This is a genomic window from Giesbergeria sp., assembly GCF_028686475.1.
Classification (GTDB): Bacteria; Pseudomonadota; Gammaproteobacteria; order Burkholderiales; family Burkholderiaceae_C; genus Simplicispira.
Genome location: NZ_JAQUCA010000016.1, coordinates 32878 through 58593, shown reverse-complemented (window position 1 = coordinate 58593; position 25716 = coordinate 32878). Strand labels below are relative to the sequence as shown.

Annotated in this window: 23 protein-coding genes and 2 pseudogenes; 10 read left to right on the top strand and 15 right to left on the bottom strand. The window is 56.6% G+C overall.

Annotated elements, in window-relative coordinates; genetic code table 11:
* The 9 genes from PHX60_RS11210 to PHX60_RS11170 all read right to left on the bottom strand — a co-directional run bounded on the left by PHX60_RS11210 (position 1) and on the right by PHX60_RS11170 (position 12321).
* Positions 1–948 (bottom strand): VOC family protein, encoded by a 948-nt coding sequence (locus PHX60_RS11210; protein ID WP_300077479.1) that lies wholly within the window; start codon positions 946–948, stop codon positions 1–3.
* A 37-nt stretch (positions 949–985) separates the two neighbouring features.
* On the bottom strand, positions 986–2014 hold the full coding sequence (locus tag PHX60_RS11205; protein WP_300077476.1) for a universal stress protein: 1029 nt from the start codon (positions 2012–2014) through the stop codon (positions 986–988).
* An 18-nt stretch (positions 2015–2032) separates the two neighbouring features.
* On the bottom strand, positions 2033–4459 hold the full coding sequence (locus PHX60_RS11200; RefSeq protein WP_300077473.1) for an MMPL family transporter: 2427 nt from the start codon (positions 4457–4459) through the stop codon (positions 2033–2035).
* A complete protein-coding gene (locus PHX60_RS11195) occupies positions 4456–5556 on the bottom strand; it encodes a YCF48-related protein (protein WP_300077469.1) in 1101 nt (366 codons plus the stop codon). Before PHX60_RS11195 ends, PHX60_RS11200 begins: the two co-directional genes overlap by 4 nt.
* A gap of 13 nt (positions 5557–5569) precedes the next feature.
* Entirely contained in the window at positions 5570–6934 is a 1365-nt protein-coding gene (locus PHX60_RS11190; RefSeq protein WP_366144383.1) for a DUF1329 domain-containing protein, read from the bottom strand.
* Between the two features lie 49 nt (positions 6935–6983).
* Complete coding sequence (locus tag PHX60_RS11185; protein ID WP_300077466.1) at positions 6984–8663, bottom strand: DUF1302 family protein; 1680 nt, start codon at positions 8661–8663, stop codon at positions 6984–6986.
* Positions 8664–8766: 103 nt separating this feature from the next.
* Positions 8767–10242, bottom strand: coding sequence for an NAD-dependent succinate-semialdehyde dehydrogenase (locus tag PHX60_RS11180; RefSeq protein WP_300077463.1), 1476 nt, complete (start codon positions 10240–10242; stop codon positions 8767–8769).
* A gap of 10 nt (positions 10243–10252) precedes the next feature.
* Positions 10253–11272: a dihydrodipicolinate synthase family protein gene (locus PHX60_RS11175; RefSeq protein ID WP_300077460.1), complete on the bottom strand. Its 1020-nt coding sequence runs from the start codon at positions 11270–11272 to the stop codon at positions 10253–10255.
* A gap of 35 nt (positions 11273–11307) precedes the next feature.
* Positions 11308–12321 (bottom strand): ornithine cyclodeaminase family protein, encoded by a 1014-nt coding sequence (locus tag PHX60_RS11170; RefSeq protein WP_300077457.1) that lies wholly within the window; start codon positions 12319–12321, stop codon positions 11308–11310.
* Between the two features lie 140 nt (positions 12322–12461).
* On the opposite strand from PHX60_RS11170, the gene PHX60_RS11165 reads away from it, so the two are divergent.
* Positions 12462–13388: a LysR family transcriptional regulator gene (locus PHX60_RS11165; protein ID WP_300077454.1), complete on the top strand. Its 927-nt coding sequence runs from the start codon at positions 12462–12464 to the stop codon at positions 13386–13388.
* 2 nt (positions 13389–13390) lie between these two features.
* Here the strand turns inward: PHX60_RS11165 and PHX60_RS11160 are convergent, their stop codons facing one another.
* On the bottom strand, positions 13391–14179 hold the full coding sequence (locus PHX60_RS11160) for an alpha/beta fold hydrolase (protein WP_300077451.1): 789 nt from the start codon (positions 14177–14179) through the stop codon (positions 13391–13393).
* A gap of 96 nt (positions 14180–14275) precedes the next feature.
* Between PHX60_RS11160 and PHX60_RS11155 the strand changes: the two genes are divergently transcribed.
* The 8 genes from PHX60_RS11155 to PHX60_RS11120 all read left to right on the top strand — a co-directional run bounded on the left by PHX60_RS11155 (position 14276) and on the right by PHX60_RS11120 (position 21261).
* The gene (locus PHX60_RS11155; protein WP_300077448.1) at positions 14276–14950 is read left to right on the top strand and encodes a GntR family transcriptional regulator; all 675 of its coding nucleotides are present in this window, start codon (positions 14276–14278) and stop codon (positions 14948–14950) included.
* A 40-nt stretch (positions 14951–14990) separates the two neighbouring features.
* On the top strand, positions 14991–15971 hold the full coding sequence (locus tag PHX60_RS11150) for a VOC family protein (RefSeq protein WP_300077445.1): 981 nt from the start codon (positions 14991–14993) through the stop codon (positions 15969–15971).
* 52 nt (positions 15972–16023) lie between these two features.
* Positions 16024–16932, top strand: coding sequence for an alpha/beta hydrolase (locus tag PHX60_RS11145; RefSeq protein WP_300077442.1), 909 nt, complete (start codon positions 16024–16026; stop codon positions 16930–16932).
* Positions 16933–16934: 2 nt separating this feature from the next.
* Complete coding sequence (locus tag PHX60_RS11140) at positions 16935–17378, top strand: lipocalin-like domain-containing protein (RefSeq protein WP_300077439.1); 444 nt, start codon at positions 16935–16937, stop codon at positions 17376–17378.
* 19 nt (positions 17379–17397) lie between these two features.
* Complete coding sequence (locus PHX60_RS11135; protein ID WP_300077436.1) at positions 17398–18234, top strand: alpha/beta hydrolase; 837 nt, start codon at positions 17398–17400, stop codon at positions 18232–18234.
* A gap of 48 nt (positions 18235–18282) precedes the next feature.
* Positions 18283–19404 (top strand): FAD-dependent monooxygenase, encoded by a 1122-nt coding sequence (locus PHX60_RS11130; protein ID WP_300077432.1) that lies wholly within the window; start codon positions 18283–18285, stop codon positions 19402–19404.
* Positions 19405–19490: 86 nt separating this feature from the next.
* Positions 19491–20435, top strand: coding sequence for a PDR/VanB family oxidoreductase (locus PHX60_RS11125; protein WP_300077429.1), 945 nt, complete (start codon positions 19491–19493; stop codon positions 20433–20435).
* 4 nt (positions 20436–20439) lie between these two features.
* Positions 20440–21261 (top strand): SDR family oxidoreductase, encoded by an 822-nt coding sequence (locus PHX60_RS11120; protein ID WP_300077426.1) that lies wholly within the window; start codon positions 20440–20442, stop codon positions 21259–21261.
* A 77-nt stretch (positions 21262–21338) separates the two neighbouring features.
* Here PHX60_RS11120 and PHX60_RS11115 read toward each other — a convergent pair.
* Positions 21339–21628, bottom strand: a pseudogene (locus tag PHX60_RS11115) (transposase); the annotation flags it as partial.
* A gap of 265 nt (positions 21629–21893) precedes the next feature.
* On the opposite strand from PHX60_RS11115, the pseudogene PHX60_RS11110 reads away from it, so the two are divergent.
* Positions 21894–22442, top strand: a pseudogene (locus PHX60_RS11110) (IS110 family transposase); the annotation flags it as partial.
* Between the two features lie 230 nt (positions 22443–22672).
* Here PHX60_RS11110 and PHX60_RS11105 read toward each other — a convergent pair.
* The 4 genes from PHX60_RS11105 to PHX60_RS11090 all read right to left on the bottom strand — a co-directional run bounded on the left by PHX60_RS11105 (position 22673) and on the right by PHX60_RS11090 (position 25696).
* A complete protein-coding gene (locus PHX60_RS11105) occupies positions 22673–22891 on the bottom strand; it encodes a type II toxin-antitoxin system RelE/ParE family toxin (RefSeq protein ID WP_300077423.1) in 219 nt (72 codons plus the stop codon).
* Positions 22892–22995: 104 nt separating this feature from the next.
* Positions 22996–24282, bottom strand: coding sequence for a Fic family protein (locus PHX60_RS11100; protein WP_300077420.1), 1287 nt, complete (start codon positions 24280–24282; stop codon positions 22996–22998).
* A gap of 302 nt (positions 24283–24584) precedes the next feature.
* Positions 24585–25232 carry a hypothetical protein gene (locus PHX60_RS11095; RefSeq protein WP_300077417.1) on the bottom strand — a complete coding sequence of 216 codons (648 nt, stop codon included), beginning with the start codon at positions 25230–25232 and terminating at the stop codon, positions 24585–24587.
* Positions 25229–25696, bottom strand: a complete 468-nt coding sequence (locus PHX60_RS11090) for a hypothetical protein (protein ID WP_300077414.1) — start codon at positions 25694–25696, stop codon at positions 25229–25231. Before PHX60_RS11090 ends, PHX60_RS11095 begins: the two co-directional genes overlap by 4 nt.
* Between the last annotated feature and the right edge of the window lie 20 nt (positions 25697–25716).

Sequence of the window (25716 nt, the reverse complement as noted above, 5' to 3'; positions counted from 1 at the left end):
TCAGTGCTTGGCATTTGGTGGGCCACCCACGGGGGCCCACTTTTCGCGTGCTTGCAGCAGATAGATTTGTGTCGAGTCAGCGGTAGCGGGCAGTTCCCGCGGTACCCAGTTCAGGTCGTGCTGGTCCATATCGGCATCGAACTCGAATCGGCACCCTAGTGGGCTGTTGAAATACCAGAACCAGTTCGATCCCATCGTATGGCGGCCTGGCCCCCAGAAGCTCTGGTAACCTTTTTGTGCAAAGGCAGTACCCGCGCTCATCAGGTCGTGCGGCCCCCCCAAGTGAAACGCAATGTGCTCAATGCCCTGCATATGCGGCGGCGTTTGGATCAGGAACAGCGCATGGTGCTCAAAGGTGCCACCAGCTTGCAAGAACATACCAGCTCCAATAAGCCGGTCAGTCACACGGAAACCCAAACGTTTCGTATAAAACGCTTCGCCCTTGGCCGCGTCCGGCACAAAGGCAGCAAAGTGGCCCAGCGTGCGCGGTTTGGGGGCAGCGGCATTAACATCGACACCCAATTGGTTAGGCTGGCGTTGTTGTGGTGCACCCGGTGCGTTGATGGGTTCGGCAGGCAGGGAGATCGGGCGACGCTGCGTCACCTGAAAGCCTAGGCAAAACCCCAGATCATCCAGCGCCTCAATCGAGCCATCGGGCAGCCGCTTAACTTCACGGTCTTTGCCCAACTCGGCGGCAATCGCTTCTACAGTGGCGACATCGGCGGCACCATAAATGATTTTGCGCACGGCAGTGCCATTGGGCAAGGCGGGCGGCAGTGTGGCATCGCTGTTGTGGGCGATGATGATGGCCGTACCGTCCAAGGTTTCAAAGCGGCCACCGTGGGGGCCTGCGTTGACAGGTTCTAGACCGTAGTCGATCAGGTATTGTGCGGTGGCGGTGATGTCGTCAACGCCAAAAACCAAGGCATCAGGGCCGATGATGTTCATTTGTCTCTTCTCCTTATCGTGGTGGGGGGGATGGGGGTCACTGGTTTTCCAGCGGCAGCAGGTTGAGCAGCCGGGTGAAAAGGTCGGCAAAGGCGGCTTCGGCTTGAGCACCAAAGCGTGGGTCGCCGTTATCTAAAAAGGCATGTGCAATCGCTTGCCAATCAGCGTTGGTCAGATAGCGATGCGCAGCAGGCAGAATGACTTTTTCTTCGGCCCCTAAATGCAGCCATTGCGAGGCAGCGAAGCGCTCGACGGCGCTGAAAAAGCGTTCGGCAGCACCATCGTGCTCAGCTTCAAAAGCGTCCAAAGCTTGGCCTAGGACAGCAAAGAGTTGTGCGCCTTCACGGTGCTGTTGTTCTAGCTCGGCCAATACAGCGTTGCATTCATCGGTACGCGCACGCAAGCGCTGAAACAGAAACGCCTCTTCTTTGGGGTGGTGCAGCCGTTCTGGAAACTTCTCGATGTAGTACAGCATGGCGCGCAACACGCCAAAGTCAGGTGACAAGGCACTGCTGCGAATCTGGCCGACCACGTGTTCTAGTCCGTGTAGCACAGCAGCCAAGCTGCGGTGCTCGTCCTTGATAGTCAGCAGTGCCCGCTGCTCGTCACTGTGCGGCAGATTGCTTTCTACCGACGCGATCAGTACTGGCAGGGTAGCGGCGTACAGCACTTTTTGCGTCACGGAGCCTTGCAATGCACCTTTCAGGCCCCGACGCCCATGCGAGGCCATAAAGATCAAGTCACAGCCTTGGGTTTTAGCGGCGGCCAAGATGGCTTCGTGGGGGTGGTCACTGACCACGGCGATGGAATGCGCCTCGACCTTGGCGGCCCGTGCCGAAGATTCGGCCTTAGCCAGCAGGGCGCGGGCATTGCCCGCCGCCATTTGCACAAAGGAGTCGGGTTGTGCTGCGTGCAGCAGGGCACCGTCGCCGGTAGCACCAAAATCGGGGCGGGCATGGAAAAACGTCACTCGCCCCCCAGTGCTTTTGGCCAAGGCTACCGCCTGTTCAGCCGTTTGGATAGACAGCGTCGAGCCGTCAATGGGAACCAGCAAATGTTGGTACATAGGGTTTGCTCCTTGAACTCAGTGCGCTGGTGCCAGCGGGGTGCCAAAGGCTTCTGCGGCCAAGTCTTGCCGTGGGGCAGGTTTGAGCAGAAAGTGCGCCAATGCAGGAATCAGCACCAAGGCCCCGAGCATGTTCCACAAGAACATGAACGCCAGCAATAAACCCATGTCAGCTTGGAACTTGATCGGGCTAAACACCCACGTAATCACACCCACGGCCAACGTGACCCCGGTCAGCATCACCACCTTGCCAGTGAATAGCAGCGAGCGGTAATAAGCATCCGACAAGCTCATGCCTTGACGTAGGCAGGCCATCGTGACAGACAGGATGTAAAGCGCATAGTCCACACCAATGCCCACACCCAGCGCAATCACCGGCAGGGTGGCTACCTTGACTCCCATACCCAAGCCCACCATCAGGGCTTCGGCCAAGAAAGAGGTCACTACCAGTGGCAGCACCGCCACCACCACCGCACGCCAAGAGCGGAAGGTGATAAAGGCCAGCAGCACCACCGCGCCATAGACCAGCCACAGCATCTGGTGCCACGCTTCTTTGACAACTATGTTGGTGGCGGCCTCAATGCCAGCAGAGCCAGCAGCAAGTAAAAACTTCACCTCTTGGGTATCGTTTTGCGCAGCAAAGCCTTGGATGTGCGCGATGACGCGGCTGAGGGTTTCAGCCTTGTGGTCGCGCAGATAAACATAGAGGGTGAGTAAGCTGCACGAATCGTTGTACAGACCCCGTGGTGCCCCTGCCGTGATCGTGTTGATCATGTCTTGGCTGGGCAACATTTCGTACCACTTGGGATTGCCTTCGTTCAAGCCCATGAGTACACGGCGATTGAGCAAAGCCAGAGTGTTGGTGGATTCAACACCGTCGATTTGGCGCAGTTGCCACTCCAGCTCATCGACCTTGAGCACGGTCTCGACTTGGCTGCAAGCGCCTTCAGGGGTTTGCACCATCACCGCCAGTACATCACTGGAAGCACCGTAGGCCGAGTTCAGGAAGGCCACATCTTGGTTGTAACGGCTATCGGCACGCAGTTCGGGGGCACCGGGGTCTAAGTCGCCAATCGAGAGTTTGGTGCTGGCGGCAAAGCCGCCAGCGAGCAACAGGGCACCAGCAATAAGGCCCATGGTGGCCCATTTGCGTTGTGTGAATCGATCCAAAAACGCCCACAGCGCCAATTTGGCCTCGCCACGGGCATCGGCCTCTTCGGTTTGCAGGCTGCGAGCTGCTGCCTCAGGGCTAACGCCGGTGTAAGACAGCAAAATGGGCAACAAAATCAGATTCGTAAAGATCAGTACACCCACACCCAACGAAGCTGCAATCGACAGCTCCCGAATCACTTGGATATCAATCACCAGCAGCACGGCAAAGCCCACGGCATCGGCTAGCAGCGCCGTCAGCCCCGCCAGAAACAGCCGCCGGAAGGTGTAACGCGCAGCAATTAGCCGGTGTGCGCCTCGGCCAATGTCCTGCATGATGCCGTTCATTTTTTGTGCGCCGTGGCTCATACCGATGGCAAAGACCAAAAATGGCACCAGCATCGAGTACGGATCGAGTGCATAACCGAGCGTAGGCAGTAGGCCAAGCTGCCAGACCACAGCCACCAGCGAGCTGACCACCACCAGCAAGGTAGAACGCCAGCAGCGGGTGTACCAGTAAACCATACCAGCAGCGATATGAACTGCCAGCGCAAAGAAGATCAGCACATAACGCACGCCATCAATCAAATCGCCCACCAGCTTGGCAAAGCCGGTGATGTGGATTTTCAGGCCCTGGGCTTCGTATTTGCTGCGCAAATCTTCCAGCTTTTGGGCAAAGTGGGCGTAATTGAGCGGCACGCCATTTTGGTCTTTGGCCAACAGGGGCACAAAGATCACCGTCGATTGAGCATCGCGGGCCACCAGTTGGCCGATTTCACCAGAACGGGCAATGTTAGCGCGCAACCGTTCCAAACTGTCGGCAGAGCCATCAAAGCCGTCGGGAATCACCGGGCCGCCTTCGAGGCCGTCTTCGGTCACGCCGGTCCAGCGCGTACTGGGTGTCCATAGGCTTTTCATGCCTTGGCGGGAGACACCAGGCAGCAGAAACAGCTCGTCGTTCAGTTCACGCAGAGCTTGCAAGTAGTGGGCATCGTAAATCGTGCCCTGGGGGTTGGCCACGGCAAGGCGCACGGCATTGCCTAGGCCTTGTAGTTCGTTTTGGTGAGCTAGGTAGTTGCTGATAAACGGGTGCGATGTCGGGATGGTCTTTTCGAAACTGGCCGATAGTTCCAGCTTGGTGGCTTGCCAGCCCAACAGCAGGGTTATCAACAGGCAAATAAAAACGACGATGCGGCGGTGGTTAAACAACGCACGTTCTACAGCGGAGCCGGAGTTGTGGTCAAACGTGGCCAGATCCGTGATGATCGGCTCATTGGGTTGGGTACTCACATTCATTTTGCGGTTCCGTTCTGGCCGGGCAGTGGCAAGGGCACCACGCCGCCAAGGCCCAGTGCTAACAGGCGCTGCTCTTTGAGCAACAGCACCCCGGTCAAGGGGGGCAGGGGCGGGGTAGACAACGCTTGTAAGGGTGCACCATCTTGGGTGGTGAACAACTGACCTGCTTGATTAGCCAGCAACACTTCACCGCTGGGCAAACGGGCCGCACTGACAAAGCTCGTCGGTGCAGCCCCAGCGATTTCCTGCCATTGGTTGCCAAAATCAGCCGAGTAAAACGCATTGCCGCGCAACCCAGCCGCTACCACTGCGCCCTCTGGACTGAGGGCCAAGGCGAACCAACTCCCCTTGTAGGGGCTGGTGACAGTTTCAAAGGTGTGGCCGCCATCGCGAGAGCGGTGCATCTGGCCTTGCTCACCCACCACAAACACCAGTGTGCCTTGGGCGCGCACCGCATACAGGTGCAAGCCCTTGGGGTTATCGATACGCTGGCTGATGCTGTTCCAAGTAGCACCGCCGTCGGTGGTTTCAAAAAACAGGTTGTAGGCACCGATGATCCAACCGTGTTGTGCATCCTGAAAATACACATCCAACAATGGCTTGTCTGGGCCATCGTTGACCAGCAATTGCGCGTCCGATAGGGCACGAACGGCAGTGGTGTGTTCTGGATTGCGGGCTTGGGCAGTCTGAGCCGCCTTCAGTGCCCAGTCGGCCAACATCTTGCCATCGGCCTGCTTACGCCAACTTTCGCCACCATCTTGGGTGTGTAATACCACCCCACCGTGGCCTACGGCCCAACCAGTCTTCTCATTAGCAAAAGACAGGGCGGTGAGCGTGGTGCTCACTGGCACCTGCCGTGCCTGACGCCAGCTTTTGCCACCATCGTCCGAGAGCACGATAATGCCGCGCTCACCCACGGCCACGATGCGACTACCGGCTTGGGCGGCGGCCTGCAACACTTGGAGCTCTGGGGCTTTGACTTGCAAGGCGGTGCGCTCCAGTGCGCTAAACCGGTTGGCCGCTTGCAAGAGGCCGGGCATGGCCACCACAGTGGCAGCGGCCAGCACATAGCCTCCGATTCGTACGGATTGCAACATGGCTGCTGATCTTTCAGCGCACGCTCTCACCGGCAATCGCTTCAGGGCTGAAGTGACTCTCGGCGCGGCGTTTTTGCACGGCGATTTGGCTGGACTTGCTGTTGTAGAGCTGACCGACAAAGGCAGCACCAGAGATCAAATCATTAAAGCCAGTGGAACCCGGAATCACGCCGGGCATGTCGGGTGCCACAAACACCTGCGTCCACAGAGTTTTCCAGAGTTGGCCGCTAGCATCCCAGCGGTCACCCAGCACGCAAGTCCAGGTATCTTCATCGCAGTAGTAACGGCTCTTGGGTGCTTGGTGGCGTTGGCCTTTTTTCAGATTGGCTTCTACGACCCAGACCCGGTGCAGCTCCCAGCGCATATGGTCGGGGTTGTAATGGTTCTTAGCCAACACTTCAGCATCGGTTTTGGGCTGCATGAAGTTGTTGGCGTTGTAGGGGATGTACATCTCCTGCTTGCCCACAATTTTCCAATCAAAACGATCAAGGCGGCCTGTCCAAGTGTAGATTTCGTCAAAGCTCATGACACCGGCAGCAGCAGGTGTGGGCGCATCGCAGCAGGCGTTGGGCAGCTTGCGCACTCGGCGCTGGCCGGTCAGGTAGACCCACGTTTGCAGTTTGTTGGGATCGACGTTCTCATGGGCCAGCAGTGCTTCGCCAGCGCGCAGGGCTGGGGCTGTGCTGCGAATGCGCACGTACCAGAAATTGCCTGCACCCTTCTCAAATTCTTCGGCTGAACTGTCTTGGTAGTAATAGGGGAATTGCTGATCACCCTCGTTGTCCGACACCAGTACCGGGCGGCCATCAGAGGTAAGTTGATACCAAGTGTTGGTAAAGCTCCAAGACGTGCCGCGCCAGTTCAGAATGTGGTTCCACATCACTTCTTCGCCTGTCTTTGGCAATGGGAAGGGAATGCCCCCATACACCCCCTTGGGCACGCCGTTTTCTAGCTTACCCTGTGTAGCGTTTTTGCTGGTGTTGTCGTACACCCATTGCGGAGCAGCCGCGGTACGATGCGTTTTATAGACATCGACACGGAAGCTGTCGGGATATTTTTTCAGCAGTGCTTTGGTGCCATCGGTCAGACGGTTGGCATATTGATCCATGTTTTTGGCAGTAATCGCAAACAGCGGTTTCTCATCCTTGAACGGATCGCCTCGGCGACCACCGGGCTTATCGCCGGGGGTAACCTTGGTGTACCCCCCCGTCCATGCCGGTATGGAGCCATCTTTGTTGGCCGCTTTTTCAGCCCCCAAGGGGGTCAACTCACTTTTGAGCTTGGCGGCCTCATCAGCCGATACACCAGCCACGGCGGGCAGCGCAGCGCTCAGGGCCGCAATAGTCAGCGCACGGCGAATCAAACAGGATTGCATCATTTTTTTGTCTCCTTTAAATTTTTGTTGGCTAGCGCGGGGGCATCGTCGTTCAGAAACTGCGCCGCACGCTGAAAGATAAGAAGTTGCGGTCTTTACGGCTTTGCTGGTAGCTAAAAGACTGACTGGCATCAAGCAGGGTGCCCGCACTGCCAAAAAAGTGCGTGTAGGCGACACTAAAGCGCCAGGCTTGCTGATACAGTCCACTCAAGCCCAGAGTAAAGTCGCCACCGCCCTCAGGGGGCACAGCAGAGGGGCCAAGCACCGAACGTGAGCCCTTGGGGGTGTAGCCCACGCCCATAGGCACACTTAAATCCAGCCCCGGCATGACTTGGCGATACATGGGCTCAAACACCGCCCGGAAAGACACCGCATCGCGTGTGGCGTTGGGGTCTAAGTTGTTACAGCTTTGGCGGCAAGACAGCAGACGGTTCCAAGCCATCTCGCCAACAAAGCTGGCTTCGCGCCACAGGGCCGAGGGCTGCAATGCCCAAATGGCCGAGGCGTTAATATGGGCTGTGTTGCCCACAGCATAGGCGGGGTTGCTTTGGTTATCGTTGGCTGGGCCACCAAACACGCCAGACACATCGGCAGCATGGCCCGCAGAGGCTAAGGATTGCTGATGGCGGATCGAACCTTCTAGCGCCACATTCACATCACCAAAGCTGTGGCTGGCACTGGCACCATAGGCAGTAGTGCCCTCGTGGTGGGCCAAGTAATAGCTGGCAGGATAAAGTTGGGGCGCAATACCACCCAAGCGCGATACCTGTTGTGGGTCTTTGTCATGAAAACGAATGGCATACAGCCCCAAATCGGTCTCACCCAAACGCCATTTGGCTTGCAAACCAAACTGACCGGAATTGCGCGCCTTTTGGTCTGCAGTACGCAAAGCTGGAGCTAAGGGCGAAGGCAGCAACAGCCGTTCAGCCCCCTCACCCACCACATCGCTGACTGAAAAATAGCTGCCCACCGCAGGCAAGCGGTTGGGCTTATGCCGGAACTGGTAGTAAGCACCCAACGTCAGCGTAGATGAGACCTGCAATTGTGCCGACAGTTGTGGCACAGGCAGAACAAATTCTTTGGCTTGCGCGGTGGGGTCGGCCAGCAGACGGCTAATATCAAAACTGCTTTGCCCCCCCGCAATGGCATTGCTGGCAAAGAACAAACTCTCGCCCCACACCAAGGCGTGCTGGCCCAAGCGTGCCGTCACAGGCATACCGCCAATATCGGTTTTGCCAAAGACGAAGGCATCACGCACCTCTACCTTACGCCCATGCAGCTTACGTGTTTGGCTGGTAAAAGCATCAGGGGCTACTGAAGTGGAGTTGGGGAAAGCCCCACCCGCGAAACCGGGGTTGTCGTTGCTACGGTTGTACACCGTGTCATACCAGCCGGTGGCGCTCAAGCGCGCGCCAAAGCCTCGGCTGCTAACCACATCCAGCTCGCTCGACAGCTCTAGGCGGTTGGAGATCAACCCTTTGCCAAAGTTACGGTCTCCATCATCAACGTTGGAAGCTGTGGCCGGATTACCCACCAAGGCAGCATCGTGCCCGGCTGTGCGTGCTGCACCACTGTATTTAACGGTGTTTGTCCAGTTGATTTTGAAATCGCTGGTACTGTCTAGCTCTTCTTGGGCTTGGGCTTGGCCGCCCATCATCATCAAGGCCGCCGCCAGTGCTACGGCACGCGGCACTGGCCATGCACCACTGTCACCTGTCTGTTGTGGGTTCATCACTTGTCTCCTCAATTTTTTCTAGGCCTATGGCCTGCGCTAGTCACCGGAGTGGTTGTTCTGGTGGTGACTCACAGCAGGCAGGCGGTGGTTGCGCGCTGAATCAGGCTGGTGCGCCCAATCCGTCCCAGCACAGGTACTTGACTTCTAGGTACTCGTCGATACCGTATTGCGAGCCTTCGCGGCCCAAGCCGCTTTGCTTGACACCACCAAAGGGTGCGACTTCTGTAGAGATCAGGCCAGTGTTGATGCCCACCATGCCGTACTCCAGCGCTTCAGAAGTGCGCCAAACACGGGCAGCGTTCTGGCTGTAGAGGTAAGATGCCAAGCCGAACTCGGTATCGTTGGCCATCTCGATAGCCTCGGCATCGGTGTGAAAGCGCAGCAATGGCATCACCGGGCCAAAGGTTTCGTCTTTAGCAATGGTCATGTCACGCGTGACATCGACCACCACAGTCGGCTCAAAGAAGGCACTGCCCAGCGCGTGGCGCTTTCCTCCGGCCAACACCTTGGCCCCGGCAGCGACGGCATTAGCGATGTGCTCTTCCACCTTGGTGACGGCAGCCTCGTCGATCATCGGGCCAATTTGCACTCCATCGTCTAAGCCATTGCCTACCTTGAGTTCTTGCGTGCGCTCGGCCAGCCGCTGCACAAGCTGGTCGTAAATGCCGTCCTGCACTAGCACCCGGTTGGCGGCAATGCACGATTGGCCGGTATTGCGGTACTTGGCAGCCATGATGCCTTCTACAGCCAGGTCAACATCGGCATCATCAAACACGATCACTGGAGCATTACCACCCAACTCCATCGAACACTTTTTCACCGTTTCTGCCGATTGGCGCAGTAACACACGGCCCACCTCGGTGGAGCCGGTAAAGGTCACTTTACGCACGAGCTGGTGCGAAGTTAGCAGGCCACCAATGATGCGGGTGTCGTTGCCGCTAATCACGTTGAACACTCCAGCTGGGATGCCTGCACGCATCGCCAGTTCACCCAGCGCAAAGGCGGTCATCGGGGTTTGGCTGGCGGGTTTGACCACAATAGAGCAGCCAGCGGCCAACGCTGGGGCCACCTTGCGCGTAATCATTGCGGCTGGAAAATTCCACGGCGTGATAGCAGCGCAAACGCCCACCGGCTGCTTGAGGGCTACTATATGTTGTGTGGATTTGGGTGCGGGGATGACATCACCGCGCACACGCATCGCTTCTTCGCCAAACCAGCGCACAAAAGAAGATGCATAGTCCATCTCGCCACGCGCCTCGGCCAGCGGTTTGCCTTCTTCCAACGTGATGATCTTAGCCAAGTCTTCCTTGTGCTCGACCATCAGCTCGTACCAGCGGCGGATGATCTCGGCGCGGTGTTTGGCCGTGGTGTGACGCCATTGGCGGAAAGCAGTGTCCGCAGATTCGATAGCGTGGGTGGTTTCGACTTCTTGGCAGCGCGGCAGCCTAGCCAGCAGCGCGCCAGTGGCAGGGTTGTACAACGGGTAGCTGCCGTGGGGAGTTTCTGTCACCCAGTGGCCGTTGATGAGCGCGGCTTCGCGCCACAGCCCTTGGTCTTGCAGGATATTTTGGCCCATGGTGCGTACCTCAGCAAGGGAAACGGCCAATGAGGAACTGACTGTCTGGGTCTTCTGTGCAAGGCATCTTCGAGGCTTGCAGGCCTTGGCGCAGCACTTTCATCAGACGGTCAGGAATGCGGGCATTGGGTGCACGCAGTGGGCCGCCGTTAAAGCCAGCTAACCAGTCCATGTATTTCCAATGGGTACGGTTGATGTAGTTAGAGCCTGGCATATAGGCCCCAGTAGCAGCACCAACGGCCCCGCGTGCAGGCTGTGCTTGCCAATACAAATCCATCGCCTCTTGCCACTGGCCAGCGCGGGCCATATTGAAAACTTTCGGGAAGTATTCCCCCATCCACTGCGTATAGCTGGTGCCTGAGAACTGCAAATCCATGAACTTCATCAGTGGGATAACATCGCTTTCGATAGGGCAACTGATGATGGTTTCTTGACCAAATCGGTGGTAGCTCTCCACCAAACCCGCAATGTGCGGAAAGCCCTGTTCGGCCTTGATGGCTACCACATTCGGACAGTCATCCAGCAGACGGCGAATCAGCGCAGGCGACATACCCTGCGGATGCACGCGCTCAAAGCCCCACAAAGGAATAGGGAACAGCATCACCGCTAACTCGGTGGCATCGCAAAAGGCTTTGGTGTAGTCATAAATTTCTTGCTCACTGGTAGGCCAGAAATTACTGGGATAAGACAGCAGGACAATGTCGGCCCCGGCTTGTTCGGCTAGCTTCACCGCTTCGATGTTTTCGGCCAAGGTGCCAAAGCCCGCATGGAAGAACAGTCCCAGCTTGTCGCCCACCGTGTCTTTGGCCCAAGCAGTAAATTGCGCGTTTTCTTCCGGGGTGATGGCCACTTCGGTACACAGCAGGGTGTAGGTAAAGCCCAAATCCACAAGTTTTTTGATGTCGTGACGAATGCCCTGCTCATTAAGGCGTTTGAGGTCTGCGCTATAGCTGGGGATGGTGACACCAGAGCAGCCTACGAGGTGTTCTTTGGCCCAAGCGCGGGCATCTTTTTTGAGGTAATTGGCCATGTCGTTTTCTTTCCTTAGATCAGTAAATCGGCAATTCAGCGGGTGATGGTCACAATGCTGGCGGGCATGGGCAGGTAGTGGCCGGTGTCCAGGGCCCGGCGCAGCAGCATCTCGGCAGTGGCAATGTCTTGCAGGGCCGAACCAACCGACTTGTAGATCACGATGTCTTCGGGGCTTCGGCGCGCCGCCACCCGGCCTGAAACCACATCAGCCAGACCGACGGTTTTGGCGGCAACCTCTACGCCTGCCGCCACGGCAGCGATGGCATCTCCGGTGTCGTGGATGATTTCTTGCACCATGTCGGCTACGATCAGCGTGGCGCGCTCCATGGCGGCCACATCGACTTCGCGCTGCTCTGGCAGGGTAGAACCCACCGAAACCACCACCATGCCAGGCTCCAACCATTCGCCCAAAAACACTGGTGATTCGTCTTTGCTGCGGGCGGCACACAGCACCACATCGGCCCCTTGAACGGCTTGTGCTGGAGAATCCACGGCCACGATGTCCAAACCATGAGAGGCTTTGAAATCGTCAGCATACTTTTGGCGATTCGCAGGCGAGGGGCTAAAGACGCGCACAGTGGCAATGTCACGCACAGCGGCCAAGGCTTCTAGCGTGTTGCGCGCCAATGTGCTGGAGCCAATCACGCCCACGCGCAGTGGCCCAGCTTTGGCCGCTGCATTGATCCCGACCACCGAAGTGGCAGCAGTACGGATGTCGGTAATGCGGTTCCCGTCAATCAACGCAGCCAACTCCATCGTGCGCTGGTCAAACAGCGAAATCAGATAACTGGCGCGCTTGATCTTGGGCGAAGCGGCAATGAGCTTACAACCCATGTATTGCGCTGAAGGGGAAATGGCACACAAGCCACGTAGCCAAAAACCTTGGCCTCGGGCCATCACCCGTGGAGGCACCATGTCATCGGTAGCAGGCTGGGCATAGGCGTTGCGCAGGGCTTCGATGGCGGCAGGCCATTGTGCCAAAACAGCAACATCTGCATCGGTCACGAAGGGTGTAGGCGTGGCTGCACCCGATGAGCTGTGGCTCATGTGGAGTCTCCTTGTCAATATCGTTCTAGGTCTGGATGAGACTTTAGAAGAGCAACACAGCACGAGCTAGAGATAGACTAGGAAAGCAGATATCTACTTTTTGCATAACAGACCCACTTTTTGAAATTCATAGGCATCCAATGCAATCTCTTCTTGACTCCAAATGGATGATCTTTATCAAAGTAGCCGAGTTAGGCAGCCTGACCCGCACTGCGGCGGCGTTGGATGTTCCGCAATCGCTGATTAGCCGACAAATCAACCAGTTAGAACTTCAATGTGGTGCCCGACTCTTTCGCCGCACGGGGCGCGGGGTGGTGTTGACCGATTTTGGCGAGCAGCTTTTCCCACGGCTGCAAGCACTGATTGCCGAGGCCGACAGCATTACTGATGCCATCCGTACCAGCGGCGGTATGCCAATGGGTGAAGTGCGGGTCGGTATGCTGCCCTCCACTGTGCCAATGTTGGCGCGTACCTTGTTTGCCACGGTGCGCGAGCGTTTTCCACGCGTGAAACTGCATTTGAGTGAAGGCTCTAGCGCGCAATTGGAGGAGCAGTTGCGCGAAGGTCGCATGGATATGGCCTTGCTGCTACACGAAGGCCCCGGTGCTGATCTGGGCGAATCGGTGTTGGCCCAAATCACCTTACAGTTGGTAGGTCGCCACGATGCCCCAGCGCTGCACAGCGGCACCATTGCTTTTGATGCCTTACAAGGTTTGCCGCTGGTGGTTCCCAGCAGCCCACACCCCTTGCGCTCACGGCTAAACGTACTGGCTGAGGCACGTGGCCTAAAACTTGATTTTGCGGTGGAGGCCGATTCAATCCGTCTGCAGCATGAAATTGCGGCTGCCGGTGGCGGTTTTGCCATCACCTCGGGCCTGTTTGAATTGCGCGATGACCCCCGCTTTGCCAGCGCCCGCATTGTGGAGCCAGAGCTGTGGCGCAGCGTTGTGCTCTCCACCACCATGCGCCGCCCGCACACCTTGGCCACCCGCGAAGTGCAGCGCCTGATAGAGCAGGTGCTACCAACGCTCATGAATACGGGCGCAGTCAGTATCGCCCGTATCTAAAACTATACAGCGGCGGTAAAGAAGCTCCGTAACACAGCTGTCACCACGTCTGGTTGTTCGTGGTTGACGATATGGCCGCTGTTTTTTACTACTTCCAGCACGGCACCGGGGATGCGTGCAGCCATCGCCTGCATATCTGGCACCGGGCCACCGCCGTGGTCATGCTCGGCGGCAATCAAGAGAGTCGGTACTTGCAGCTGCTCTAGCCGGGCCTCGAAGTCCATCTCAATAAAGGCCGCCACATAGGAGCGATAGCCTTCAACGCTGGTGCGCTGCATCATGGCGCGCAATCGGGTATCTACCTCAGGATGTGCGCTGCGAAATTCAGCGCTCAACCAACGGTCTACCGTGGCAGTGACTAATTCCTCCATGCCCTGCGTGCGCGCCAACTCGCGGCGTATGCGCCAAAAGTCGCGTCGCTCATCGGGCTGGCGTGGGCGGCAACAACAGGCCACCACCTTGTCTATACGCTGGGGCTGCGCTAGGGCCAATGCCATCCCCACAGAGCCACCAAAACCCAAACCAACCACGCTAGAGCGGGCAATACCCAAGTTGTCCCAGAGGGCAAAGATGCCATCCAGTACTTCCTGGAAACCACAGTCTTGTGGCGGCTGTGGGCTGTGGGCATGGCCCCAAGGGTCGAAAGTCAGGGTACGAAACTCATCCGTTAGCGCCTGGGCCTGTGCTTGCCAGAACGTAGCATCGTTACCGATCCCCGGAATGAAAGTAATCCACGGCGCATCGGCAGGACCTGCGGTCTGGTGGTGCAGGGGGGGCAGCATTTTTTTCATCGCCTTGTCTCCTCTTTAGTAAAAACCCTAATGTAAGCAATTCAAAATTTTCTTACGATCTCCATAATTATAGATAACTATAGAAAGAAATAAAAAATGACAAGACGTTCTGTGGAAATTGCTAAAGCCTTGGAAAAAGACATCCTCGGCGGCGTGTTGCCTGTGGGGGAATTGGTCAATGAGGTGGCGCTGGCCGAGCAGTTTGGTGTCTCGCGCACGCCGGTTAGAGAGGCGCTACTCAGTCTGGCCTCTACGGGTTTGGTCAAGCTACAGCCGGGGCGTGGGGCTATCGTGGTGGGTATCTCTTTGCAGCAGGTGTTTGACTGCTACGAAGTACTGGCCGGGCTTCTGGGCCTGGCCGCCGAGTTGTGCGCCCAGCGCATGAGTTCGCTGGAGAAGGCGCAGATTCTTTCAATCCACGAAGAAATGGGCCGTTACCTACATGACCCGGCACTGCGCGATGCCTATATGCGCTTAGATGTGCAGTTTCACGATTTGATCGTCAAGGGTTCAGGCAATGCCGTACTGGCCCACCAAGTAGCCATGTGTACCAAAACCATTGCCGCCGTACGCCACGCCAGCATGGAGTCACATGTATCGCTGGATTCGGCCTACGCCGAGCACACCCAGGTGGTGGCAGCCATTACGGCCAAAGATAGCGAAGCCGCAAGAAAAGCGATGGCGGGCCACCTGCAATTGCGTGGCGATACAGCCAGCCGATTGGTCGCTGCTTGGCGACACCACACCCAAAACACAGACGCCACTGTTTGATTTTTTGGTTTTTTACCACCCACAGAGGAGAGAGACATTCATGAGCCAAGCCAACCGTTTTTCTATCCACGGCATCGATCGCGTCAAGTTTGCCGTCGATGATTTTGCGCAAGCACTCCAGTTTGCCAACGACTGGGGTCTGACCCAAATCAGTGTCCAAACTGGAGACAGAGCAGTGTTCCAAGCCCAAGATGGCTCAGAAATTGAGATCGTCCTCACCGATATGAACAACCCAGAGCGCCGCCCCATAGGCGGCACAAGTGGCCTGTGTGAAATGGTCTGGGGCGTGAGCAGCCCTGAAGGCCTAAAAGCACTGGCGCTGGAACTAGGGCGCGACCGTGAAGTGCGCTGGGATGAACAGGGCAGCTTGCATAGCGTCGATGACTTAGGCATTGGTCAGTGCTTTCGCATGAGTCAACGGCACAAAGTGCCAGCAGAACCTACCCGCTACAACAGTCCCAGCCAGCCCGACCGCATCAACCGCCGTGCAGCCCGCTACGAAGCTGCCTGCCCGTTTGAAATCAGCCATGCCGCCATTGGCGTGGACGATGCGGGCGAAGCCTCCAAGTTCTATATCGAGCGTCTGGGTTTCATCATTTCCGACCGCTACGCCAACCGGGGCATCTTTTTGCGCTGTGCCCCAGCGGGCAACCACCACCACCTGTTCCTAATGAACAGCCGTGTGCCTGGCACCCGTCTTAACCATCTGGCTTTCAAGGTGCGCGATATCCACGAAGTGATAGGTGGCGGGCAGGCGCTGGATGCCAAGGGCTGGCGTACCTTTGCTGGGCCGGGGCGTCACACAGTGTCCTCGGCCTGCTTTTGGTACTTCGTGACACCACTGGGCTGCTCTTGGGAATATGCCGCCGATGAAGACATCGTCACCGAAGACTGGGAAACCACCGACTTTGCTGCCACCGCAGAGATCTTCTCGGAATGGACTTTTGGGCTGGAAAAATCGGATGGCCGTCTGCGTGGCCCGATCTCCCTGAGCAAAGAAGCGCCACTGGGCAACCACTGAGCCACCTTTGCCGCATAGCACACTTTTTCTATCTGTATCCACTGGAGACACCATGGCCCTGACGGAGCACCAAGCTACAACATCGACCTACTGGGTAGATTTGTTGCAAGCAGAAGTCCGCACGCTGCGCGGGCGCTACCGCACCCGTATTTTGGAGGCTGGCCAAGGGCCAGCTCTCATCTTGCTGCACGGCACGGGCGGGCATCTGGAAAACTACGCCCGTAACATCATGCCGCTGGCACAGCACTTTCGGGTAGTGGCACTGGATTTTCTCTGGCATGGCCGCTCCCAGACCGAGGGCTACAGCCCCGAGGTGATCCCTCATTTGGTCGACCAGGTGATAGATGTGCTCGATACGCTGGGCATAGCCAGCGCAGCGATCGAAGGCCAGTCAATGGGTGGCTGGGTGGCGATGCAGCTGGCGTTGCAACACCCACATCGGGTACGCCAGCTCGTGCTCACTACCACGATGGGCTATGCGCCAGACCCTGGTGCGATTGCCGGTTACGTAGAACCAGATTGGGCGCAAAACCTACCCAGTTCGCTCGAAGTATTGCGCCAACCGACGTTCGAGAACGTGCATACCAGAATGGCACGCATTCTCGCCAACCCGGATAGTCTGACCGACGAAGCTGTGCTGGTGCGCCAAGCCCTGTACAGCGATCCAGCCTTGGCAGTAGTGCAGCAATCCTTCATCACCGAATACCTGAGCGGCCAGAGCATTCGCCAGCATTTAGTCACAGATGCCCTTGCACGCCAGATTGCTCAACCCACGCTGGTCTATTGGGGCGACAAAAACCGAACACCACCTGCGCTGGGCCAACACATTGCTCGTCAGGTGCAAAACGGCCATTTCTATTGCGCCCAAAACTGTGGCCACTGGGCACAGTTTGAAAGCGCTCCCGAACACAACCGAGTAGTAACGCAGTTTTTGCAATCCACCACCGCGAAGGAATCCTAAAAATGTCCCATGAAATCAATCTGGTCGGGCGCTGGGACATCGTGTCCTGGGAACAGCGCTATGACGATGGCCGCTGCGAATTACCGATGGGTACGCAGCTCGAAGGCTTTATCCGTTATCTGCCCGATGGCGATATGGTCTGCATGATCTGCCGTGTGCCGCGCCAACCGTTTCAAAAGGGTGGCCAGTGGAACGCCCCAGACGAAGAAAAAGCCGGCGCTTACAACACCATGCTCAGCTATGCAGGCCGCTACACGGTGGATGGCGATGTGCTCACACACAACGTCGAGATGAGCCTGTTTCCCAACTGGATTGGTGGCACACAAAAGCGCCGCCTCGAAGTACGCCCTGACGGCACACTGGCTCTGTCAGCACGGTTGGAAGACAACACCCCCCAAGCGCGCACAGCCCTGCTGGTATGGCGTCGCCACGGTTCCCAGAACTGAGAATCCGGAGACCCCTCTTATGAGTAACCCCGAAATTGGCAAAACCATTGCCACCGGTGACTTCCTGACCAATTACCATGATCTGGGCCAAGGTGACCCAGTACTGATGCTCCACGGCTCTGGCCCCGGTGTCAGTGCTTGGGCCAACTGGCGACTTGCCTTGCAAAGTTTGCACACCAACTTTCGCTTGTTGGCACCCGATCTGGCCGGATTTGGCTATACCCCGGCACCACCAGGCACGGTACATTCGCGCCAGCATTGGCTCGATCAGATCGTACGCTTCATGGATGCTGTTGGCGTAGACAAGACCCATGTGATTGGCAATTCGTTTGGTGGCTCAATGGCGCTAGCACTGGCCATTTCTCATCCGGATCGGGTCAACAAACTGGTGCTGATGGGTAGTGTGGGCGTGCCATTTGAAATTACCGCCGGTCTGGATGCTGTCTGGGGCTACGAGCCTTCGCTAGAAAACATGAAGGCCATCATGCGCACCTTCGCCTACGACCAATCGCTGGTAGGCGATGGGCTAGCCCAGATGCGCTACGAGGCCAGCATCCGCCCCGGAATACAGCAAGCCTATGCCAGCATGTTCCCGCCACCGCGCCAGCGCTGGGTCGATGCCATGTCCCACCCCGAAGCCGAGGTACGCGCCATCACTCACCCCACGCTCCTAGTGCATGGCCGCGACGATCAAGTAATTCCGTTGTCGACCTCCATGACGCTGCTGGACTGGATCGACAACAGCCAATTGCATATTTTTGGCCGTTGCGGCCATTGGACACAGATCGAACATGCAGCAGCCTTTAGCCGGCTGGTGCGCGACTTTTTACAAGATGGTTCCACCACCGCAGGCTAAAGCACCCTTTAGCGCAAAGATTTACTACGTAAAACAGGAGACAACACTATGAAAAAATCTAAAACCCTGATCGTTGGTGGCGGTGTCGGTGGGCTTTCTACTGCCATCATGCTCCAGCGCGTCGGCGTGGCCGTAGACTTTATTGACATCGATCCCCATTGGGGCGCACTGGGTGCTGGTATCACTCTGACTGGCCCATCGCTACGCGCTTTGCGTGAGCTGGGTGTGCTCGATGAAGTGATGGCCCAAGCGTACACCGGCGAAGGGATCCGTGTGTGCGATACCCAGGGCAACACCCTCAAGCTGCTGGACACCCCCATGCCCGCCGATGCGGGTGTGCCTGGCAGTGGTGGCATGGTACGCCCAGCCCTGCACGCCGTACTGCACCAAAAAATGGTGAACGCAGGCATCCAGATGCGCTTAGGCCTGACGGTAGATGCTTTCAAAGAACTGGCCGATGCCATTGAAGTCACGTTCAGCGATGGCAGCACCGGCATTTACGATTTGGTGGTCGGCTCAGACGGTGTCAACTCCAAGGTACGCAAACTCATCATTCCGGATGCACCCGCTCCAGAATATACCGGCCAGTACGCTTGGCGCGTGACAGTACCACGCCCAAAAGAAATTGACCGCCGTACCTATTTTCTCGGTGGCCCGCACAAAGTTGGCATTACGCCAACTTCCGACAACGAGATGTACCTGTTCTTGCTAGAAAAATCACCCAAAATCTGGCGCGAGGCCAACGCACTGGCAGCGCCGCTACGCGCATTGCTCAAGGACTACGGCGGCATTGTGGGCCAAATCCGCGACAACATCAAAGACGATGATTACATCAACTTCCGCCCCCTTGAGGGTTTTATTCTGCCCGCACCTTGGTACCGTGGTCGGGTGTTGTTAGTAGGCGATGCAGCCCACCCTACAACACCGCAATTGGCTTCCGGTGCAGGCATGGCAATGGAGGATGGCATTGTGCTAGCTGATGAGCTAGTCAAAGCCCAGTTTGATGTAGCCACCCTGCTGCCCGCCTATATGGCCCGGCGTGAACCCCGTTGCCGCTTGATCGTTGGCAGCTCAATGGAGTTGGGGCGCTTAGAGCAAGCCCATGCCTCTATTGAAACCATGACTGCAGTGGTCGAGCGCACTTTGGCGCTGCTAATGGAACCTATCTAATCATTACAACCCGACGACCCCCTGCTTTGCAAGCATCCCAGCAGCGAAAAACCAACCCGCAAGCGGGGAACGAGGAGATAAAAAACATGGAACTGACCCTGCGCTCTATCACCACAGAAGCACAAGACATCGTGTCACTAGAACTGGTATCACCCCGCAACGAGGCTTTGCCACCATTCAGCGCCGGTGCTCATATTGACCTCAAACTCGGCAATGGGCTGACGCGCAGTTACTCATTAGTCAATGATCCAGCAGAAACGCACCGCTATGTAGTTGCGGTCAACAAAGACCCAGCCAGCCGTGGCGGTTCCCAATACATTCATGAGCAACTGCGCTCAGGCCAGAGCCTAGAGGTTTCTGTACCCAAAAATCATTTCGCCTTGGTAGAAGATGCACCGCTGGTGATGCTCGTCGGCGGTGGCATTGGTATCACACCGCTGTATTGCATGATCCAGCGCCTAGAAGCTCTGGACAAACCGTGGAAGCTGTTTTACAGCGCCCGTAACCGCCAAAAATGTGCCTACCTTTCACAAATTATGGCTTTAGAGGCTAAGCATCCTGGTCGGGTACAACTCCATTTTATGGACGAAGCCGGGGGGGTACCCGATCTAAAAACCATCCTGGCCGCTGTGCCTGCCGCAGCCCATGTTTACTGCTGTGGCCCTAGTGCCATGCTGCAAGCATTTGAGCAGGCTACCGCTACACGCAAGCCCGACACAGTACACGTTGAGTATTTTTCCGCCCAGCAAGAAGCCGCCGTGGCCGGCGGCTATGAGGTCATGCTGGCCCGTTCCCAGCGCAGTTTTCAGATTCAACCTGGTAAAACCATATTGGATGTGCTGCTGGCCCATGGCGTTGCCATGTCGCACGCCTGCCAAGAAGGGGTTTGTGGTGCATGCCAAACCACGGTATTGGAAGGCACGCCAGACCACCGAGATTCTTTCTTGACACCACGTGAAAAGAGCTGTGGAAAAACCATGCTGGTGTGTTGTTCTGGCAGTTTGTCAGATCGACTAGTGTTAGACCTTTGAATGATTGAATAGAAAAATGCAACTCTTAAAAGATGACGTGGTGCTGATAACGGGGGGCGGCTCTGGCTTAGGGCTTGGCATTGCCCGCTACTGCCAAGCCGAAGGCGCCCAAGTAGTCATTGCTGATATTTCGGCCAGCAAGGTAGCACAGTTGCAACAGGAATTTGGCCCAGAAACATTGGTATTGCAGTGCGATGTCACACGTTTGACAGACCTGAAAGCATGCAGGGAAGCGATTTTGCAGCGGCATGGCCGTCTCAATGCCCTGATTGGTGCCCAAGGCATTTTTGATGGCAATGTACCATTGATGCAAATGCCTCCAGAGCGGCTGGACTCACTCTTTGACGAGGTCTTCCACGTTAATGTCAAAGGGTATATGTTATCAGCCCGTATTTTTGGCGATTTGCTCCAAGCTAGCTACGGGGCCATCGTGCTCACGCTATCCACAGCAGCCTATGCCGCAGATGGGGGGGGAGCCGCATACACCGCCAGTAAGGGCGCCATACGTAGCTTGGTAAATCAACTAGCGTTTGAGTTTTCACCCCATGTTCGGGTGAACGGTGTAGCCCCTGCAGGGATTGCCAATAGCCAACTTCAGGGGCCAAAATCGTTGGGATTGGATGGCCAGAAGCAATCTGACATCCCTAAGGATGCCTTTTTGTCCATGTTTCGCTCATTGAGTCTATTGCAAGAACTACCGACCCCCGAAGACCACGGCCCGATTTATGGATTTTTGGCTTCTAAGCAAAACAAGATCATGACTGGCCAGACAATCGTGGCCGATCAGGGTCTGCTGAACCGCGCTGTCCTCCAATCACTCCACTGATGGCTTGTCCTTACCCACATTGCATCCTCCAGCCTAAGTGGGGGCGTGTCCGAATTTCTGTGTAAACGGGTCGGACTTCAGTTAACGCAGATGCACTCTCCGAACTGAATGGTCAATCGGGTCAGCGCAGCTTTCCAGTCCCGAATCGGCATAGTCCACTTCTGGCTGATGTTCCGCAGGGCCAGATAGAACATCTTGGACAGTGCCTCATCACTGGGGAACGAACCACGGTTCTTGTCAGCTTGCGCAGGCTCATGTTCACTGACTCGATGGCATTGGTCGTGTAAATGACCTTGCGAATTTCGGGCGTGTAGTCAGAGAAAGGTGTTATTGGGCTCCAGTGCCTGCGCCAAGCTTGCCCGATAGGGGTAGAACCAACAGTCGTGTCACCAGCCGCCATCTGCCTTGATGGGTAGTAGCAGCACCAATGAACGGGCTTATGTTTTCAGGTAGGGTGTCGCCAAACAGGTGTTTGGCGACCAGCTTCGCATAGGGCCTCAAACACTCACAACACAGGGCAAAAACATGCACGACAAACCGTGTCGGATTGCTTCGATAGACGGAAATTCAGTGCAAGACCTTTTCCGACACCCAAGTGGCGGCTGGTGACGCGACTGCTTGTTCTACCCCACGTTCCCAGCCTCATTGAGGATGCTAGCAATCAGTTGCCTGGCATGTTCCGTCTGCTGGTGCAGCGCCTGCTCGAGCATCTCAAGGTGCTGGACAAACAGGTCGATGAACTGGAAGGGCAAATTGTTGCTTGGCACCGCCAGAATCCCCAAAGCAAAAAGCTGGAAAAAATCCCCGGCATCAGCCCTCTGACAGCCAGCGCCTTGATTGCCTCTCTGGGGGATGCAAGAAACTTCGATAGTGGTCGGCAGGTGGCCGCTTGGCTGGGTCTGGTACCCCGGCAGCATTCCAGCGGCGGCAAGCAAAATCTGCTGGGCATCAGCAAGCGCGGCGACACCTACTTGCGAACGCTCCGGATTCACGGCGCACGCATCGTCATTCATCACGCGGGCCAGCGCGCTGACGACTGCAGTTGGGTCAACAAAGTGGTGGCACGGCGCAACAAAAACATCGCAGCGGTGGCGCTAGCCAACAAAAATGCAAGGACGGTCTGGGCGCTGCTAATGCACGACCGCGAGTACAGGACGGACTATCAAAGTATCGCTGGATAAGCCGACGGCTATTTACATCAACAGCAAAGACAAGTCGAACAGTAAAGAGTGAACCACCGATTGCTCAGGCGATCATGAAGTGATGGCAAGACAGGTCAGACCGTGGTTGGCAAAGCCCGCAGAATTCGATGCACCTCGAGTGCTTTATTCCGATTGAGGTGCCAACCAGTAAATCCCATCAGGGACAGTGGCATCGCCACACCAAAAGTTCGAATGTACGGATGCAATCTTTACCAACTTGCTGTCATGAATTGACACCTTGGCAAACAGGGGGTGTTCATGTAAGAATTCTGAGACGACCCCTTCACCACACCTCCGCCTAGGTCAGCGTGAATCACCCCTTGCTCCATCTCTCTGACTGTGGCATCACAAAGGATGGTATCCGTCAAGCCTGCATTCGAGGCGAACTTGGGAAAGTGCCTAGTTTTGAAAGCGCGCTTTCTTGTCATATTTAACTATATCACTAAGTGGTATAGAATCATCCTTCATGCGCGTTTACCACGTCTACACAGCTTTGTTGCACGTACGGTAAGCCGGTTGCCACTTGTCCTTACTAGGATCGCTTACGATGTCGTACGGCCATCGTCCCTACCTCACCGTCCAAAAGTGCCTGATCCTGCTCGGCCTCGGGCCACAGCACCGGAAAGTAAAAGCGCAGTGCATGACGAGGGATGGCAAAACGCAAACTGCCGTAGGGCGAGTCTGCGGTCACGAATCCGCGTTGCAGCAGGGCAGATACCAGGGATGTGGCTAGGCGGTCGCCCAGACCGGTCATGGCTTTGAAGTCGGCACGTCCCAGCTCGCCTTGGGTGGCAAACAGATAGTGCAACGGCATCAGTGCCTCGGTGCGCACGCCCGACTTCACCACAGCGGCCTCAAAAGTCAGTGCAGCCTGGATGCGGTCGCGCATCCCTTGAACGTTGAGCAGTTTGCCCATGAAATCCACTTGGTCGATGCACACCTCCAAGGTGTAACGAATCCACTCCACCAAACCGGCTTGCGTCAGGTTGCCTCGCCCGTCTAGGTCACCGCGCCGGTGTTCGTCGGCCGCTTGCAGCAGGGACTTATAGCGCGACTCCGTTCTGGCAAAGCCCCGCAAGGGCGACCACAGACCATCGGTCAGCCCCCAGCTGTGCAGCAACAAATGGGTGTGGAGCCGCGCCACGCGCCCGTTACCATCGAGGAACGGGTGCATCCATGCCAGACGGTGGTGCGAGGCCATCAGGGCCACCAAGGCCGCTTCTCCGCGCCGCGTGCTGGCGTACACCGTTTGCCAACGCTGCATAAAGTCGGGCAAGGCCTCCCAGGCCGGGGCCTCGTGCCGACCCACGGCCACGCCACGCCGACGCAACGCACCGGGCACCATGGCACTGCCGTCGGAAAGCTGAAGGTCATCGGCTGGCAAACCGCTAAACAGTTCCCGGTGCAACCAAGACAGCGCATCAGCAGAGTACAGCCAGCGTGCGACCTCGTCGCCCAAGACCACCCGTTTGGCATCCAGCTCAGCCTCGCAATGTGCCTCGGTCTGGATATGGGCCACCGCCAGCCGCTGTTTGCGTGCCAAATCGGCGTTGGCAGAAAAGTCCTGCTGCAACGCGCGTTCGATATCGCTGGGGCGTGTATGTTCGCCCTCGATGCGGTTGGTGTAGTAGGAGTTCATGCTGCGCAGCAGCTTACGTAACTCGTGCTGGGCCGCATTGCCAGAAGCCATGCTCAAGGCCGTAGCCTTACGTGTCAAATCGCTGGCTTGTTCCAGTAATGGCTCCATCAGTGCCTCGGATGGCAGCAGCGGTTCAAACTGGTGTGGGGAGTCGTATCGCGTGATAATTTGCGTTTTCATCTGCGACATTCTATGCGGCTACATTTGTAAATGAAAATAGACTAAATTTCCCGATTTTTTGCGACATAAATATCGGTAATAGGGGGTGTTCATGTACGAGTGCTTTATTCCGATTGAGGTGCCAACCAGCAAATTCCATCAGGGACAATGGCATCGCCACGCCAAAAGTCCGAATGTACGGGCGCAATCTTTACCAACTTGCTGTCATGGATTGAGACCTTGGCAAACAGGGGGTGTTCATGTACGTTTTCTACAGCGACCCCCTTCTTAGACGTTGGTGCCTCCTCAATTCCCGGGGCTGTTCATGCCGGGAACTTCCGCAATGCATCTTCGAAGCAAGATATGCCTTCGACATCAGGGCTAACGCGCTTCAATCGAAGAGTTCCGTGAGTTGGCGAATCGGTCCAATACACGCCGCGAAGGATAGTGTCGCTGGCTTCTAACCGCAGTTCCCCCGCACCAGAGCCATACTTTCCTCCGGGCACCCATGGCTGGTCCAATTTGAATACATACGATAAGTGCGTATCTTGCGTTTTTTCGTCGCGAGAAAGCGCTTCGAGGCTCGATGTGCCACGCTGACTCCGGGTCAGAGACCGAACCGACAGCGTGAGGTAGGTTTGCCGAATGACGAAGACAATAGGCAAGTCGACGCTGCCGCCCCCTTCTTTCTTGAAATCCGACTGTAAGCGTCCAGCCCATACTCCATGCACTACAGAGCGCCGCATTAGACGGGCGACCCACGACCATTTCCAAGCCCAAGTAATGAAAAAAAACAATGCGGCCGACGCAGCGGCAATTCCATACGACATGTAGCGCAGACTAAGCCAATAGTCCTTTTGAAGTGTTTCCAATTGAATGAACGCTATTAGCGCAAATATTCCGAATGAAATCCACGTGAACACAGACAGGAGACGAGTCAGTTCCGCTTTGGTCAGCGTCAGGTTGCTCATCTGAACAGTTCCTCCAAAGCGCAGAACCCGGCTTCATAAACGCTTGCGCGTCCATCGGTAGCCAGAACTGCCGTACAAGTGATGCCTGCCACTTGTGATGCCAGTAGAGCGGTCATGTGTCGTGCGCCGCCAAATTGCAATTGCACTCTATTGGTGCTTAGCGGTGCAGCAACGAACTGCGCTATGTGTGTCAGTGAAAACGCGCGACTGTCGACAAGATGGAAACCGTCGTGCCACGGACTGCTCTTTCCTGAGATTGAGGCTAGAAAGCTGGCCATACCATCACTGGCGATTGGGAGACGAACGACGGGCTTGTCGGCGGACCTCAAAGAAATCGTGGGCAGCGTTAGAGGAGGTACGTACAGAACAATGCCGATGCCGGAAAAGTCAGGAGGGGCCACCGCCCACACTTCGCGCAAAAGCGCCATTACCTTGCCGACTGAATGAGTGGGGCTAATATTCATGACGACACTTTACCGGTTCC

Bases quoted from the DNA above. Each gene is read 5' to 3' on its own strand.
- PHX60_RS11210 (WP_300077479.1), bottom strand. From the start codon at position 948: ATGAACATCATCGGCCCTGATGCCTTGGTTTTTGGCGTTGACGACATC.
- PHX60_RS11205 (WP_300077476.1), bottom strand. From the start codon at position 2,014: ATGTACCAACATTTGCTGGTTCCCATTGACGGCTCGACGCTGTCTATC.
- PHX60_RS11200 (WP_300077473.1), bottom strand. From the start codon at position 4,459: ATGAATGTGAGTACCCAACCCAATGAGCCGATCATCACGGATCTGGCC.
- PHX60_RS11195 (WP_300077469.1), bottom strand. From the start codon at position 5,556: ATGTTGCAATCCGTACGAATCGGAGGCTATGTGCTGGCCGCTGCCACT.
- PHX60_RS11190 (WP_366144383.1), bottom strand. From the start codon at position 6,934: ATGATGCAATCCTGTTTGATTCGCCGTGCGCTGACTATTGCGGCCCTG.
- PHX60_RS11185 (WP_300077466.1), bottom strand. From the start codon at position 8,663: ATGAACCCACAACAGACAGGTGACAGTGGTGCATGGCCAGTGCCGCGT.
- PHX60_RS11180 (WP_300077463.1), bottom strand. From the start codon at position 10,242: ATGGGCCAAAATATCCTGCAAGACCAAGGGCTGTGGCGCGAAGCCGCG.
- PHX60_RS11175 (WP_300077460.1), bottom strand. From the start codon at position 11,272: ATGGCCAATTACCTCAAAAAAGATGCCCGCGCTTGGGCCAAAGAACAC.
- PHX60_RS11170 (WP_300077457.1), bottom strand. From the start codon at position 12,321: ATGAGCCACAGCTCATCGGGTGCAGCCACGCCTACACCCTTCGTGACC.
- PHX60_RS11165 (WP_300077454.1), top strand. From the start codon at position 12,462: ATGCAATCTCTTCTTGACTCCAAATGGATGATCTTTATCAAAGTAGCC.
- PHX60_RS11160 (WP_300077451.1), bottom strand. From the start codon at position 14,179: ATGAAAAAAATGCTGCCCCCCCTGCACCACCAGACCGCAGGTCCTGCC.
- PHX60_RS11155 (WP_300077448.1), top strand. From the start codon at position 14,276: ATGACAAGACGTTCTGTGGAAATTGCTAAAGCCTTGGAAAAAGACATC.
- PHX60_RS11150 (WP_300077445.1), top strand. From the start codon at position 14,991: ATGAGCCAAGCCAACCGTTTTTCTATCCACGGCATCGATCGCGTCAAG.
- PHX60_RS11145 (WP_300077442.1), top strand. From the start codon at position 16,024: ATGGCCCTGACGGAGCACCAAGCTACAACATCGACCTACTGGGTAGAT.
- PHX60_RS11140 (WP_300077439.1), top strand. From the start codon at position 16,935: ATGTCCCATGAAATCAATCTGGTCGGGCGCTGGGACATCGTGTCCTGG.
- PHX60_RS11135 (WP_300077436.1), top strand. From the start codon at position 17,398: ATGAGTAACCCCGAAATTGGCAAAACCATTGCCACCGGTGACTTCCTG.
- PHX60_RS11130 (WP_300077432.1), top strand. From the start codon at position 18,283: ATGAAAAAATCTAAAACCCTGATCGTTGGTGGCGGTGTCGGTGGGCTT.
- PHX60_RS11125 (WP_300077429.1), top strand. From the start codon at position 19,491: ATGGAACTGACCCTGCGCTCTATCACCACAGAAGCACAAGACATCGTG.
- PHX60_RS11105 (WP_300077423.1), bottom strand. From the start codon at position 22,891: ATGACAAGAAAGCGCGCTTTCAAAACTAGGCACTTTCCCAAGTTCGCC.
- PHX60_RS11100 (WP_300077420.1), bottom strand. From the start codon at position 24,282: ATGAAAACGCAAATTATCACGCGATACGACTCCCCACACCAGTTTGAA.
- PHX60_RS11095 (WP_300077417.1), bottom strand. From the start codon at position 25,232: ATGAGCAACCTGACGCTGACCAAAGCGGAACTGACTCGTCTCCTGTCT.
- PHX60_RS11090 (WP_300077414.1), bottom strand. From the start codon at position 25,696: ATGAATATTAGCCCCACTCATTCAGTCGGCAAGGTAATGGCGCTTTTG.